Annotated in this window: 13 protein-coding genes; 3 read left to right on the forward strand and 10 right to left on the reverse strand. The window is 63.4% G+C overall.

Features of this window, described 5'->3' with window-relative positions; all coding sequences use genetic code 11:
- Nucleotide 1: 1 nt before the first annotated feature.
- The 5 genes from C5L14_RS00865 to C5L14_RS00885 are packed head-to-tail and all read right to left on the reverse strand — an operon-like array spanning nucleotide 2 to nucleotide 4,842.
- Nucleotides 2-784 (reverse strand): ATP-binding cassette domain-containing protein, encoded by a 783-nt coding sequence (locus tag C5L14_RS00865; protein ID WP_105860142.1) that lies wholly within the window; start codon nucleotides 782-784, stop codon nucleotides 2-4.
- Nucleotides 784-1,788, reverse strand: a complete 1,005-nt coding sequence (locus C5L14_RS00870) for an ABC transporter permease (RefSeq protein ID WP_105860143.1) — start codon at nucleotides 1,786-1,788, stop codon at nucleotides 784-786. Before C5L14_RS00870 ends, C5L14_RS00865 begins: the two co-directional genes overlap by 1 nt.
- Before the next feature lie 54 nt (nucleotides 1,789-1,842).
- The gene (locus C5L14_RS00875; RefSeq protein ID WP_105860144.1) at nucleotides 1,843-2,781 is read right to left on the reverse strand and encodes a sugar ABC transporter substrate-binding protein; all 939 of its coding nucleotides are present in this window, start codon (nucleotides 2,779-2,781) and stop codon (nucleotides 1,843-1,845) included.
- Nucleotides 2,782-2,799: 18 nt separating this feature from the next.
- Entirely contained in the window at nucleotides 2,800-3,714 is a 915-nt protein-coding gene (locus C5L14_RS00880) for a sugar phosphate isomerase/epimerase family protein (protein ID WP_105860145.1), read from the reverse strand.
- Between the two features lie 36 nt (nucleotides 3,715-3,750).
- Nucleotides 3,751-4,842 carry a Gfo/Idh/MocA family protein gene (locus C5L14_RS00885; RefSeq protein WP_105860146.1) on the reverse strand — a complete coding sequence of 364 codons (1,092 nt, stop codon included), beginning with the start codon at nucleotides 4,840-4,842 and terminating at the stop codon, nucleotides 3,751-3,753.
- Nucleotides 4,843-5,095: 253 nt separating this feature from the next.
- Between C5L14_RS00885 and C5L14_RS00890 the strand changes: the two genes are divergently transcribed.
- On the forward strand, nucleotides 5,096-6,118 hold the full coding sequence (locus tag C5L14_RS00890; protein ID WP_105860147.1) for a LacI family DNA-binding transcriptional regulator: 1,023 nt from the start codon (nucleotides 5,096-5,098) through the stop codon (nucleotides 6,116-6,118).
- Between the two features lie 30 nt (nucleotides 6,119-6,148).
- On the opposite strand, the gene C5L14_RS00895 is transcribed toward C5L14_RS00890, so the two are convergent.
- From C5L14_RS00895 to C5L14_RS00915, 5 genes are all read right to left on the reverse strand, one after another.
- Entirely contained in the window at nucleotides 6,149-7,030 is an 882-nt protein-coding gene (locus C5L14_RS00895) for a dihydrodipicolinate synthase family protein (RefSeq protein WP_105860148.1), read from the reverse strand.
- 29 nt (nucleotides 7,031-7,059) lie between these two features.
- Nucleotides 7,060-8,679, reverse strand: a complete 1,620-nt coding sequence (locus C5L14_RS00900; protein WP_105860149.1) for an ABC transporter ATP-binding protein — start codon at nucleotides 8,677-8,679, stop codon at nucleotides 7,060-7,062.
- The gene (locus C5L14_RS00905; RefSeq protein WP_105860150.1) at nucleotides 8,672-9,595 is read right to left on the reverse strand and encodes an ABC transporter permease; all 924 of its coding nucleotides are present in this window, start codon (nucleotides 9,593-9,595) and stop codon (nucleotides 8,672-8,674) included. The genes C5L14_RS00900 and C5L14_RS00905 overlap by 8 nt, the downstream gene beginning before the upstream one ends.
- A gap of 11 nt (nucleotides 9,596-9,606) precedes the next feature.
- Nucleotides 9,607-10,521, reverse strand: a complete 915-nt coding sequence (locus tag C5L14_RS00910; RefSeq protein WP_105860630.1) for an ABC transporter permease — start codon at nucleotides 10,519-10,521, stop codon at nucleotides 9,607-9,609.
- 101 nt (nucleotides 10,522-10,622) lie between these two features.
- On the reverse strand, nucleotides 10,623-12,113 hold the full coding sequence (locus tag C5L14_RS00915) for an ABC transporter substrate-binding protein (RefSeq protein WP_428832595.1): 1,491 nt from the start codon (nucleotides 12,111-12,113) through the stop codon (nucleotides 10,623-10,625).
- 243 nt (nucleotides 12,114-12,356) lie between these two features.
- Here C5L14_RS00915 and C5L14_RS00920 point away from each other — a divergent pair, with 243 nt between their 5' ends.
- Both C5L14_RS00920 and pdxA read left to right on the forward strand, forming a co-directional pair.
- Nucleotides 12,357-13,553 (forward strand): sialidase family protein, encoded by a 1,197-nt coding sequence (locus C5L14_RS00920; RefSeq protein ID WP_105860152.1) that lies wholly within the window; start codon nucleotides 12,357-12,359, stop codon nucleotides 13,551-13,553.
- On the forward strand, nucleotides 13,550-14,506 hold the full coding sequence (gene pdxA / locus C5L14_RS00925) for a 4-hydroxythreonine-4-phosphate dehydrogenase PdxA (RefSeq protein WP_105860153.1): 957 nt from the start codon (nucleotides 13,550-13,552) through the stop codon (nucleotides 14,504-14,506). The genes C5L14_RS00920 and pdxA overlap by 4 nt, the downstream gene beginning before the upstream one ends.
- The last annotated feature ends 1 nt before the right edge of the window (nucleotide 14,507 follow it).

Below are 14,507 nucleotides of genomic sequence, written 5' to 3' on the forward strand. Positions count from 1 at the left end.
CTCAATGCGCCTTCGCGTCCTTGAGCAGCGCCTTGATGTCGACGCCCATGATGATGCCCTCGACGGTGAGGAGATCGGTCTCCGCCACCGTCTTCTCCGCGACGACCTCGCCGCGGCGCATCACCACCAGGCGGTCGCAGACTTCGAAGACGTGGTGGATGTTGTGGGTGATGAACAGCACACTATGGCCCGCGTCGCGCATGTCTCTGACGAAGCGCAGCACGCCATGGGTCTCCTCCACGCCGAGATTGTTGGTCGGCTCGTCGAGGATGATCACCTTGGCGGCGAACTGCATGGCGCGGGAAATGGCGATGGACTGGCGCTCGCCGCCCGAGAGCGTCGAGACCAGGGCGTCGGCGTCGAGCTTCTTGGAAATGCCGACACGCTTCAGCAGCGCGGCCGCCACGTGGCGCAGCTCACCGAAATCGATGGGCGCGAACACGCCGAGCCAGCCGAGCTTCACCGGCTCGCGGCCGAGAAACAGGTTGCGCGCGATGCTCAGATCCGGGGCCAGGGAAGTGTCCTGATGGATCGTCTCGATGCCGAGATCCATCGCGTCACGTGCCGAGCGGATGGAGGCCTTGTCGCCGCGCACATAGATGGCCCCGCCATCGCTCGGATGGACGCCGGAGATTGCCTTGATCAGGGTGGACTTGCCGGCGCCGTTGTCCCCGAGCAGGGCGACGACCTCTCCTTCCTGCAATGTCAGCGAGGCGCCCTTCAGGGCCTGCACGCTGCCGAAGGACTTCTGCAGGTTTTCGAGCCGCAGCACTTCTCTTTCCATCAGCGCCTCCCGCCATTCTTCTGCAGCAAGGCGTGCAGGATCAGCATCACCAGGATGATGCCGCCGAGGAAGATGTTGTAAGCCAGGCCCGGCACGCCGATCAGCACGATGCCGTTGCGGATGGCGCGCAGCATGAGCACGCCGACCACCGTGCCGAGGATGGTGCCTCGCCCGCCTGTGAGGGCGGTGCCGCCCACCACGACCATGGCGATGACCTCGAGCTCATAGCCGGTGCCGGCCACCGGGGACGCGGCGGAGATGCGGAAGGCGCTGATCATGCCGGCGAGCCCGGCCAGCACCGAGGTGAGAATGAACAGCCAGATCTTCACGGCGTCGGCCGGCACGCCGCGGGCGACCGCGGCATTGCGGTTCGAGCCGATGGCGCTGATCCAATTGCCGAGCTTGGCATAGTTCAGGAGATAGATGCACACGGCCGTGAGGCCGATGAACCACCACAGCGAGGTGTAGAGCTTGAAGGCTCCGGCCTGGAAGCTGCCGGCCAGCAGCGTCACCAAGGGGCCGGGCTGGTCCCACGACTTCAGGGGGAACCCCTGGGTGATGTAGAGCGCCACCCCCCGCAGGATCAGCAGCATGGAGAGGGTGACGAGAAAGGAGGAGATGCCGATCTTCGTCACGATCACGCCATTGACCCAGCCGATCGCGACGCAGAGGAGGAGGCCGACCAGCAGCGCCAGGCCGATATCCATCACGCCCTGCTGTACCAGCAGCATCACCAGCACCGGTGCCAGCGCGAAGACGGCGCCGACCGAAAGATCGAACTCGCCTGCCGTGAGCAGCAGCGTCATGCCGAGCGCGATGATGCCGAGCTCGGGCAGGAACGCCATCATGTTGGTGATGTTGAGCGGGGAGAGGAAATTCTCGTCGGCCACCGCGAAGCCCGCCAGGACCACGAGGAGGATGACGAGCGATGCCATCTGCGGCGAGCGCGGGAGGTTTGCCCGCAGGCCCCTTCTGGGTGCGTTGTTTTCGGCGACCAAAGCCATGACGGTCTCATTCGCTCCGAAAAGGAGGGTGCCGGCCGAGGCCAGCCCCTCCGGTTACTTGCCGGCGTAGAGCTTCAGGATCGGCTCGACGCTGGAAGCGTCGTAGAGGCTGAACGTATGCACGTCGTAGCCGATGGGCTGGCCCGAGGCGGCGAGATTGAGGAGGGCGACCGGCATGAAGCCCTGCGCCGAGGGGTATTGCCAGGCGGCGGCGTTGACATACCCGGCCTTGACCGCCTCGGCCGTCTCCCGCGAATTGCCCCAGCCGACGACGGGGACCTGGCCCGCCGAAACGCCGGCGCCCTCGAAGACGCGCTTGACGCTGGCGGCCACCGAGTCGCCGAGGGCGATGACCGCCGGCGGTTTGTTGGCGACCATGTAGTCCGTCATCTTGGCGATGATGCCGGCCGGATCGGTGCCGCAATCGACCACGTCATATTTGATGCCGAGCGGGTCGAAGACGCTGGCGATGCCTTCCGTCTCCAGCTGCTGGTAGCTGGCGCCGGGCACCTCCACGGGCAGGAAGACCTTGTCGCCCTGCTTCACCAGCTTCTTGTCGACCAGATATCTGGCCCAGGTGACGCCGGCCTCCTTGAGATCGGCCCCGACATAGGCCTGGCGGCCGGTGGCGACGTCATCGGTGTTGTAGAAGACGATCGGGATGCCGGCTGCCTTGGCGGCCTTCACCTCTTCGGTCCACAGGCCCGGCTGTGCGGAGGTGGTGGCGATGCCATCCGGCTTGGCAGCGATGGCCGAGTTGAAGGCCTCCTTCTGGGCAGCCATGTCGCCGCCGCTGAAGGAAATCTTGCAGGTGACCTTGAGCTGGTCGCAGGCCTTGGTGGCACCGGCGTTCCAGTCGATCCAGAACGCGTCGGAGGGCCCGCCATGGGAGAGAAGATAGAAGGTCTTCTGCTGTTCCTGTGCCTGCGGCGCGGTGATCGCCGCTGCCAGCAAGGCCGCCGCGGCAGCCAGTTTCAATCCGAGCTTCATCATGTTCGCCTCCCTCAACCTTCAAAGACCGTTCTGGCGGAACTTGCCGTCGAGAAATTTCTTGGCGCGGGGCACGTCGTCCTCGGACAGGTGCTCGATAATCACCGGGATGTTGGGATGCTTCTGGGAAAGACGCTGCAGGTAGAGATCGTAATTGAGCGAGCCGAGGCCGGGGGCGGGCAGCTCGATCTCGCCGACGCCGCGGAAGGTATGGCTTTCGAGAGCGTCCGCGTCGCCGATATCGGCATGTTTCTCGCTCTTGTCGTCGCCCGAGCGCTTCACGTCCTTGGCATGGGCGATCCGGATCTTGTCGCTGAGCGTGTCGAAGACCTGATTGAGGATCTGGTCCATCCGGTCGATGTTGTGGGTCTCGAAGTAATTGGTCGGATCCATCAGCAGGCCGAGGCCGGGATGATCGACCTGGGCGAACATGCGCACGGTCTCCTCGACCGAGCCGACGACATTGTTCACATAGGTTTCGAGCAGGAAGACCGCGCCGTGGTCATAGGCCGTCTGGGCGAGGTCGGCGATCACCTTGCGGCATTCCTCGAACCCTTCCTCGGTCTTGTTCTTGGGGTGATGCACCCAATCGGACTCGGTGTTGAAGGTCCCCGTCTCGGAGATCACATAGGGCGAGCCGAAATGGCGCGCATTGCGGATGATCTCCTTGAGATAGCCGACGCGCTTCTCGCGCTCGGCTTTGTCGGGATGGATGATGTTGGTGTAGCCGGAGATGCAGCAGATCGGCAGATGGTGGTCGCGGAAGGTATCGCGCACCTTCTTTGCCTTGTCCGGGGTGATCTGGCCGGCGGAGAGATCGACATCCTTGAAATGCAGGTCGAGCTGCACGGTGTTGAAGTCGAGCGAACGGATCTTCTTCGCCGTTTCCTCCAGGCTATAGGGAAAATAGCCGGTGAAGATACCTGCCTGCATCATGGTCGATTTCCTTCCCGTATCGATATTTCTTGATTTTCAATGGATGGGTATTTCGCTGAGCCTGACGGTGCGGCTTTCCTTGATGGAGCGGTATCCCGCTTCCACCAGCGCCATCGTCCTCACGTTGTCGGCGACCGAAAGAGCCGGGGCGGTTCCGGTTTCCACCGCGTGCTGAAGCTGCTCCATCACGCCGATGAAGGCGTGCGGGAACCACATGGTCTGCCATTGCGGCGTGACCCACTCGCCGCCCGTGGCCTTGGCCGAGGCATAGCTGAAGGTGGAGGGGGCGCCGGTGGGCCAGCCGATGCTGCCCTTGGCCACGCCCTCGGTTCCCTCCACCCGCCAGGTGATGTGCTGGTCGTCGCGATAGCCTTCCTGCCTCGGACCCGACCAGACGTCTTCGAGCGACAAGGCCAGCACTCCGGAGGCAAAGCGCAGGGTCGAGATCGTGATGCCGTCGCGATGGTCGAAGGCGGTGCGAGGGTCCCTGCGGGTGAGGGTGGTGATCTCGTCGGGTTCGCCGAACAGGAAGCGCAGCACGTCGAGGTGATGCACGCTCATATTGGCGAGCGTCAGCCGGTCGTAATTGCGCAGGAAGGGTTGCCAATGGGGGATCGCATGCATGTCGATCTGGGCGAACACCACCTGCCCGAGATCGCCTGCCTCGAGAACCTGCTTGAGCACGCGCATCGACTGGTCGTAGCGCATGTTCTGGTTGACGGAGAGGATCTTGCCGGCGGCCTCGGCCTCGTCCCGCAGCTTGATGGCTTCCGCCAGCGAGAGGGCAAGCGGCTTTTGGGCAAGGATCGCCTTGATGTGCTTTTGCTTGAGGGCGTGACGGATGAGCGCCGGCTGCTGGTCGGGCGGAAAAGCAAGGTCGAGGATCTCGACGTCGCTGTCCTCGATCAACGCCTCGGGGGTGTCATGCACGGTCGGGATCTGCCAGCGGGTGGCGACCTTTTCGGCATTGGCCCTGGTGCGGGAGGCGATGGCGACGACAGGGAAGCCCGCCTCCTTGTAGGCCGCCAGATGGCATTCGGCCATGATCATGCCGGCGCCGATGCAGCCGATCGCGTAGCGCCTGGTGCGCACGGGGGCATCCGGCGCGAAACGCCTGGGTTCGTTCATGCATCCTCCCAAACGGTCTGTTTGTCCGACCTTTCGGGCGATATTGATGTTGATGGATTTTGATGTCAACATCATTTGAAATCATTGTAAATCATCTGGACTGGAGGATTTGGAGGAATTGTCGAAAACGCAAGATAGAACAAGTGGATAAATAACTGCGGGCCCTGAGGGAAGCGTAGGCGCCGCTTGCGCCGGCCTCGTAAAAAATCCATCATTTTCCATCAGAATCACAAAGTAGAAGGCGAGTCCCAGATTGCGTGCCACCCTGTCAGACGTTGCGCGAGAGGCCGGTTTCTCGTCGGCAACGGTGGATCGTGTCCTGAATGGGCGCCCGGGCGTGCGCGGCCGCACCCGCGAGATCATTCTCGAAACGGCCCAGCGCCTGGGCTATGTGCTCGAGGATACCGAGGTGCAGGATGCGGGAAACGGGCGCAGCCTGCGCCTCGATTTCGTGCTGCCCTCCCATTCCAATGCGTTCATGCGCAAGCTGTGCGGGCAGATTGCCGAGCAGGCGGCTTACCGCGCTGGCGTCGACGCGCGGATCCATACGGTCGACGACTTCACGCCGGACAGGCTCGCCCGCGCGCTCTACGAGCTGCAGGGCGAAACAAACGGGGTGGGGGTCATTGCGCTGGATCATCCCACGGTGCGCGAGGCGATCCGGTCGCTGGCGGCCACCGGCATCAAGATCGTGACGATCGTTTCCGACATCCAATCCGTGCCGCGCGTGGCTTATGTCGGCATCGACAACCGGGCGGCCGGCCGCCTGGCCGGCTATCTCGCCGGCCGCTTCATGGGTGTCGGCAGGACGGGCAAGGTGGGGCTGCTGGCCGGGTCACTGTCCTATCGCGGCCATGAGGAGCGCGAGATGGGCTTTCGCCATATCCTCGCCGAGGAGAATCCCGGCCTGCATATCGTGGAACTTCGCGAAATGGGCGACGACAACGCGCGCGCCTACGCGGAAACCAAGGCCCTGCTGCAGCACCACCCGGATCTTGCCGCCATCTACAATATCGGCGCCGGCATCCCCGGCATTGCCCGCGCCTTGAAAGAATGCGGCCGGGCGAACTCCGTGGTCTTTGTCGGCCATGAGGTGACGGAGGACACCAAGCCCTTGCTGCTCGACGGCACGCTCGATGCGGTCATCGACCAGAACCCACGGGTGGAGGCGCGCGAAGCGCTGAACACGCTGATCCACTCCCTGCGGGACCAGCCGATCATTGCCCACCCGCCGCGCCTGCAGGTGGTATTCAAGGAGAATATTCCGGAGGTCTGAGAGGAGCAGCCGCCCCGAAGGGGGTTCAGGTCAGAGCAGGCCATATTGGCGCAGGAGGCTGGCAACCTGGGCATCCTGCTCATCGTTGGGCAGCAATGCCGGCTGGCGGCTGGCGCCAACGGACGCGTCCTGCAGATAGAGCGCGCGCTTGACCATGGCGGGAGCAAATCCAAGCGCATAAAGGTCGGTGCGAAAAGCGGCGAAAACAGCCTGCTGCCTTTCGGCCTCGGCAATGTTGCCGGCATTGAAGGCGCTCAAAATGCCGGCCAGGACATGCGGCATCGCATTGCCCAGGCCCGATATGCAGCCAGCCGCTCCGTTCTGGAGTGCCCACAGCACCAGATGATCGGGCCCGGAATAGACCTGGAACCCGTCGACCTCCTTGGAGACCTGAAGATAGGCCTCGAGCGTCTCCTTTGCGCCTCCCGAATCCTTGATGCCGGCAATATTGCCGTGATTGGCCAGGGTCCGGGCGGTCTGGGGTTCGATGTGGTTTTGCGTGCGCGCCGGGATGTCGTAGAGGTAGACCGGCGTCTGCACCGCATCGGCGACGGTCGAGAAATGGCGGATGAGGCCATCCTGCGTGCAGGCGATGAAGAAGGGCGTGATCACGGCAATGCCGTCGACGCCGATGCGGTCGAATTCGCGCGCCAGCTTCGTCGTTTCGAAGGTCGCCGGCATGCCGGCATTGACGATCACCCTGACGCGGCCGCCGACCTCATCCACCACCTCTTCAGTCAACCGCACCTTTTCCTCGAAGGTGAGCGCGGTGAAATCGCCATTGGTGCCGGCGCACATGATGTTGTTGCCGGCCTCGACCTGGCGGCGAACCTGGGCGCGCGTCACCTTGTAGTTGATGGTTTCGTCCGCATTGAAGCAGGTCACGAGGGCCACGAAGGCGTGTCTGGACATGGGGTCTTCCTTGGAATGGGGCGGGCTCTTCAGGAGGCTATCCGCAGGCGGGCGGCGCGATGAGCAGCCTGGATATCCGGATCGGGATCGAGCGCCGCCGCAAGAAGGGCGCGGGTATAGTCCTGGCGCGGGGCTTCGAACACCTCGCGTACCGTGCCGAGTTCCACGATGCTCCCCTTCTGCATGACCATGACGTAGTCGGCGAAGTCGCGCACCACCGGCAGGTCATGGGCTATGAAGATGAAGGCGATCCCGAGCTGCTGGCGCAGCCTGTCGAGCAGCGCGATGACCTGGGCCTGCACCGAGACGTCGAGAGCCGACACGGCCTCGTCGCAGATGATGAGCTGGGGTTCGAGCGCGAGGGCCCTGGCGATGGCGATGCGCTGGCGCTGGCCGCCGGAGAATTGATGCGGATAGCGGCCCATATGTTCGGCTCCGAGCCCCACCTGCATCAGGAGTTCGGCCACGCGCTCGCGCCATCTCGCCTTGGGCAGGATATCGGGATGGATGGCCCATGCTTCGGAAATGAGCTGGTATACGGTCATGCGCGTATTGAGCGACTGGGTGGGATCTTGGAACACCATCTGCAGGTCGCGGCGCAGCCTGTAGAGCTCGGCGGGCGACATCGTGAAAAGATCGCGTCCCTTCCACAGCGCGCTGCCGCTATCGGGCTCGTCGAGGCGCAGCAGGATGCGGGCAAGCGTAGACTTGCCCGAGCCGCTCTCGCCGACGACCGCCATCGTCTCGCCCGCCATGAGATCGAAGGAAATGCCCTTCAGGGCCTCGAAGGCGCCATAGCGCTTGCGCACGTCGCGCACCGACAGCACGGGTTCGGCGCGGGCGGCCGGTTCGTGCATCTGGCCCTTGCCGGGGGCCGCGGCGATGAGTTTGCGGGTATAGGGATGCTGGGGGTCCTTGTAGACTTGGCCGACAGTGCCTGCCTCGACCAGCTCGCCCTTTTCCATCACCACGACCCTGTCGGCGATTTCGGCGACGACGCCGAGATCATGTGTGATGATGAGGATGGCCATGCCGGTTTCCCGCTGCAATTCCTTCAGCAGGGCGAGGACTTCCGCCTGGACCGTGACGTCGAGCGCGGTGGTCGGCTCGTCGGCGATCAGAAGGTCGGGCCGTAGCGCGAGCGCCATGGCGATCATCACGCGCTGGCGCTGGCCACCCGAGAATTCATGCGGGTATTTGCCGAGCGAAAACTCGGGATCGGGGATGCCGACCCGCGTCAGCAGGCGCAGCGTCTCGGCCCGGGCAGCGGCCGCATTGGTTCCATGGGCAGTGAGGGCCTCGCGGATCTGCCAGCCGACCGTGTAGACCGGGTTGAGGTGGCTGAGAGGATCCTGGAAGATCATGGCGATGCGGCGCCCGTTCACCTCGCGCCGTTCACGCGGCGGCATTTTTAGGAGATCGACCCCGTCGAGGAGGATTTCGCCCAAGGCTATGCGCCCCGGCGGCATGTCGATCAGGTTCATGATGGCGGATGACGAGACCGACTTGCCCGACCCGCTCTCGCCGAGGATCGCCAGCGTTTCGCCACGGTCGAGATGGTAGGAGACGTTGCGAACCGCCTTGACCACGCCCATCGCCGTATGAAACTCGACGGAGAGGTCGCGAACCTCCAGGAGATGATCAGCCATTCTTGCGTGCCTTCATTTCCAGGCGCCAGCGTTGCGTCGGATCGAGCGCGATGCGCAGCCAGTTCGACAAAAGATTCAGCGACAGGGTCGTCACTATGATCGCCAGGCCGGGCCAGAAGGACAGCCACCAAGCATTGGTCAGATATTGCCGACCCTGCGAGATCATCAGCCCCCAGGTGATCTCCGGCGGCTGAATGCCGATGCCGAGGAAAGACAAGGCACTTTCGGCCAGCATGACATAGGCAAAATCCAGCGTAGCGAGCGTGGTCAGCGTCGGCAGGACGACGGGCAGGATATGCCGGAAGAGGATGCGCGTTCTGGAGGCTCCCATCACCCTGGCAGCCTGCACGAACATGCGTTCGCGGATCTCGAGCACTTCGGCCCGCGTGGTTCTGAGGTAGACGGGAATGCGGGTGATTGCCAACACCAGCATCAGGTTCAGGATCGAAGGGCCCAGGATATAGAGCACGATCACGGCGATCAGCAGCGACGGGAAGGACATGATGACGTCCGCCAGCCGCATGATCACCTGGTTCACGCGCGCCGAGGAAAAGCCGGCTAAAAGCCCAAGCAGGGTGCCGATACCGGCCGACAGGGCGACGGCGCCGGCGGCCACCAGCAGCGTGTTGCGCGTGGCGACGACGATGCGAGCCAACAGGGGGCGACCGAGTGCGTCGGCGCCCATCCACCACACCCAGCCGCGTTCCCAGTCGAAGGGGGCTGCGTTGCGCCCGCGGAGATTTTGCTTGGTCGCGAGGTCGCCGAGCCAGCTCGGTCCTATGACGGCGAGGACCACGACCAGGAGCAGCAGGATGGCGGCGCAAAGGGCGAATTTGTCGGCAAGCAACATGCGAACCATGCGTGTCGCGAAAGAAGGTTCGGCTGTGATCGCGGTATGGATCGTGGGGTGGGTCATGGCCGCGGTCCTCAGTGACGGATCCGCGGATCGAGCAGTGCGTAGGCAAAATCGATCAGGAGATTCATGAGGAAGATCGCCAGCGCCGTGACGAGGATCGCCGCCAGCACGACATTGAAGTCACGCTGCAGAATGGAATCGATCATCAGCTTGCCGATCCCCGGAAAGCCGAAAATGGTCTCGACGATGACGGCACCGTTGAGCAGGCTCGCGGCCTGGTCACCGATCACGGTGATGACAGGCAGCATCGCGTTGCGCAGGGCATGGATGAAGATGATCGGCCCCGATTTGACGCCCTTGGCGCGGGCCGTCTTCACATAGGCCGAGGAGAGGGCGCCGATCATCGATCCGCGTACCACCTGCACGATGATGCCGAAGGGGCGGATGAACAGCACGCAGATCGGCAGGATCCAGTGCAGAAGGGAACCCGTGCCCGAGGTCGGCAGCCAGGCCAGCTTCACTGAAAACACGACGATCGCCACGATCGCGATCCAGAAATCGGGAACCGAGGCACCGAGCAGGGAGATGAGGGAGGAGAGCCGGTCGAAAAAACCGCCGGCGCGGAAGGCGGCAAGCGAACCCACGACGATGGCGGCACTGGCAACCAGCGTCATCGTGATGGCAGCAAGCCAAAGGGTCCATACGAAGGCTTCGAGTACGACGTCGAGGGCGGGCCGGGCCTTGCGCAGGGACTCGCCGAAATCACCGACCGTCACGTCACCGACATAGCGCAGGAACTGGACCAGCAGAGGATCGTTCAATCCATGCAACTGGCGGAACTGCTCCTTCATTTCAGCCGAGGCTTCGACCGGGAGGAACAGGGCGGCCGGATCGCCGGTCAGACGCGACAGGAAGAAGACCATGACGATCAGTCCGATCAGGGAGATCAGACTGGCCATGGCGCGTTTTCGGATGAAGCTCAGCATGGCGTCCTCGAGGAGGAGGGCGGTGGGATGACCCACCGCCCCGATGGCTGGTGCGACCGGCAAGCCTGTCGTTTGCCAGGGTAAGTCCAGTCGGGACAGGTCTATTTGATCTTGATCTCGGAGAGCTGGAGCATGGAGTTGGTCGCCATGGTCGGCTTGTAGTCCAGTCGCTCGGAAACCCGCGAGAAGCCGACCATGTGGAACAGCAGCACGTCGGCGACGACGTCGTCATGCAGATAGGCGAACAGCTCCGACCATAGCTTGGCCCTGTTCTCGCCGACCGCCGAGGAAGCGCGCTTGATCAAGTCGTCGACCTTCGGATCCGAAAAGCCGGACTGGGTGCCGTTGGTCGCATATTTGAAGAACATCGAAAAGGAAGGGTCGCCCTTGGCATTGTCGTGCATGGCGGCGACGATCTGAGGCCCGCGGCCCTCCTTGAAGGGCTTGGAATAATATTGTTCGTGCTCGGCGACCTCGACGAATTTCAGGTCGACCTTGAAACCGACATCCTGCAATTGCGCCTGGATGGCCTCCATGATCTCGGTGACGTTGGGAAAATTCGCGGTGCGGGCGATGATGGTGATCGGCGTGTCGAGCTTGACGCCATCGGCCTTGGCTTCCGCCAGCAATTTCTTGGCGCCGTCGGGATCGTAGGGGAAGACCTTGACGTTCGGGTTCCAGCCGAGCGTCGGCGGGGGCACGATCGCCGTGGCGAGCAGGGCATCCTTGGGAACCAGCGTGCCGAGGAAGGCCTGACGGTCGATGGCCAGATTGAGCGCGCGGCGGATGCGGACATCGTTCAGCGGCGGGATGTTGTGATCGATGCGCAGATAGACCGTTTCGCTGTCGAGATAGGAGAAATCGGTGGCTGGATTGGTGGCGTCGAGCTGCGATATCGACGGCGACAGATCGGCTTCCCCGGTCTGGACCATGGCGGCACGGACGGAAGGATCGGCGCGGAACAGATAGGTCGCCTGCGTCACTTCCGGCTTCGGGCCCCAGTAGTCGTCGCGGCTGGTGAGGACGATCTGCTGGCCCGGTGTCCAGTTGGTCAATTTGTATGGACCCGTGCCGACCGGCTCGCGCACGAATTGGAGTGGCGTTTCCTCGGGCACGATGGTGACGAGGGACATCAGCAGCGGCAGGATCGGCTGGGCCGGGTCGGCCTTGAAGTCGATGGTGTAGTCGTCGACGATGGCGGGGGTTATCGTCATGCCGCCGAAATAGCGACGCGATTCACAGGCGTTCTTGTCGCTCATGATGCGCTCGAAGCTGTGCTTGACGTCCTTGGCATCGAACGCCGTGCCGTCGGAGAATTTGACGCCGTGGCGCAGATGAAAGCGCCAGCTGCCGTCGGCGTTCTGCTCCCATTTTTCGGCGAGGCGCGGCATCAGGCCCTTGTGGTTGCGCACGTCGAGCTCGGTCAGCGTCTCGCTGACATTCTGCATGATGACGCGCCCGATATTGGAGCGGGTCGCCATGCAGGGCTCCAGCAGGTCAGCCTCCTCGGCCAGTACGATCTTGATTGGTCCGGATCCGGCGAAGGCGGGCGAGAGGGCCGAGCCCAGCACCAGCGCCCCCAAGACAATCATTTTCTTCACGGCAGTCCTCCCTCCGACGTCCTTTCGCCGGTTGCCCAAAACCATCTCCCTTTCCCATAAATTTGTCAATTTATTTCCTAATGTAAATCCTTGTGCGGCCATTATCATAAATTTTCTTGTTTTTAATCAAGAAGTTAGTATAAATAATTCTATTTTTTGATCGATGCAGTAACATTGAAAAACTTGACAACTTTATGTTTTTGGGGATGGTGGCCTCATATTGGGAGGGAGCGAATGGACCCCGAGGAAATAGCCCGGAACATGAATGGCCGGCTCCAGCGCGTGTCGCCGGGGCGCCAGGAGGCTTTGCTGCCTTCGCCCATGGTCCAGAATCATGCGGCCTATCTGCACCTGCTTCAGGATGGTGCCCTGGTGTGCGCCTGGTTCGGCGGCACGCTGGAAGGCAAGTCCGATATTTCGATCTTCGCCAGCGTATTGCCGAAGGGGGCACCATGCTGGGGGCCGCCGCAAAGGCTGAGCTTCGATCCCGCCCATTCGGAGCAAAATCCCGTGCTCTTCACCGCCCAGGATGGAAAGCTGTGGCTCTTCCATACCTCTCAGCCTTCCGGCAATCAGGACGAATGCAGGATCCGAATGGCCGAGATCCGCCGGGACGTCTCGCAGCCGCTGGCACTGACGGCCGGGGAGGGCAACTATCTCGATCTGCCGCGCGGCTGTTTCGTGCGCGCGCCGCTGGCGGTGCGCGACGACGGAGCCTGGCTGTTGCCCATCTTTCGGTGCGTCCAGCGGCCCGGTCAGAAATGGAACGGCAGCCATGACACGGCCGCCGTCGGCATCAGCCTCGACGAGGGCAGGACCTGGCGGCTTGAGGACCTGGACCAGTCGATCGGCTGCGTGCACATGTCGCCGGTCCGGTTGGGCGAAAGACGTTTCGCCGCCTTCTTCCGCCGGCGGCAGGCCGATTGGGTCTTCAGGAGCCAGAGCGTGGACGGAGGCCGGTCATGGTCCGCCCCGCAGGCGACCGACGTGCCGAACAACAATTCTTCCATCGCCGTGATACGCCTCGGCGACGGCAGGGTCGCGATGATCTGCAATCCGGTGAGCGCGGCGCAGTCAGCGGACCGGCGCGCCTCGCTCTATGACGAACTCGGCGAGGACGACCGTCGTCCCGATGCGGATCCAACCGGCGGCTGCACGCCCATTTGGGGCGTGCCGCGGGCTCCGGTCTGCCTGTGCCTGTCGGACGACGGCGGCGAGACCTTTCCGCTGCGCCTTGTCGTCGAGGACGGGCCCGGCACCTGCCTTTCCAACGACTCGACCGATGGCCGCAACAAGGAAATGTCCTATCCCTGGCTGCTGGCGGAGCCTGACGGTACCATGCATCTGGCCTACACCTATCATCGGCGTGCCATCAAATATGTCCGGCTGGCTTCGGGCTGGGACAAGGCTGCCGTCCGGAGTTCTTCATGAGCAATATCATCGGCATCACCATGGGCGACCCCTGCGGCATCGGCCCTGAGATTTCAGTCCGCGCGCTCGCCGGCATGTCTGCCCAGGAGCGTGAGACGATCCGCATCTACGGCAATTTGCCGACGTTGGAGGCTGCACGGGCGGCGCTCGGCCTCGATGTCGATCTGGCCGCTCACGTCGTGGATCTGCCCGTCGAGGGTGCCCCGCTGCCCTGGGGCAGGCTGAGCCCGGTCGCGGGCGATGCCGCCTTCCGCTTCATCGAGAAGGCGGTGCGCGATGCCGAAGCCGGCGTGATCGGCTGCATCGTCACCGCGCCGATCAGCAAGGAGGCCCTGAACCTCGCCGGCCATCACTATGACGGGCATACCGGCATGCTGCGCAGCCTGACGGGATCGACGGCGGCCTACATGCTGCTCGCCTCCGAACGGCTGAAGGTCATTCACGTCTCCACCCATGTCTCGCTGCAGGAGGCGATCCGCCGTTCGACCACCGAGCGCGTGCTGGCAACCATCCGTGCCGGCGATGCCCACCTCAGGCGCATCGGTTACGCCGCGCCCAAGATCGCGGTGGCCGGCATCAATCCCCATTGCGGCGAGAACGGCCTGTTCGGCAGCGAGGACGATGACCAGATCGCGCCGGCGGTCAGGGCAGCCCGTGCCGAGGGCATCGACATCCACGGCCCGATTTCCGCCGATACCGTGTTCCATCGCGCCTATTCGGGCGTGTTCGACCTGGTTGTCGCCCAATATCACGATCAGGGGCACATTCCGGTCAAGCTCGTCGCCTTCGATACGGCCGTGAACGTTTCGGTGGAGCTGCCGATCGACCGCACGTCCGTCGATCACGGCACGGCCTTCGACATTGCCGGCAAGGGTATTGCCAATCACGGCAACATGATTTCGGCCATCGCCTACGCCCGCAAGCTGGTGTCTGGCGCGGCCAGGCGGGGATGAC

The organism is Labrys okinawensis, from assembly GCF_002982075.1.
GTDB classification, from domain to species: domain Bacteria; phylum Pseudomonadota; class Alphaproteobacteria; order Rhizobiales; family Labraceae; genus Labrys; species Labrys okinawensis_A.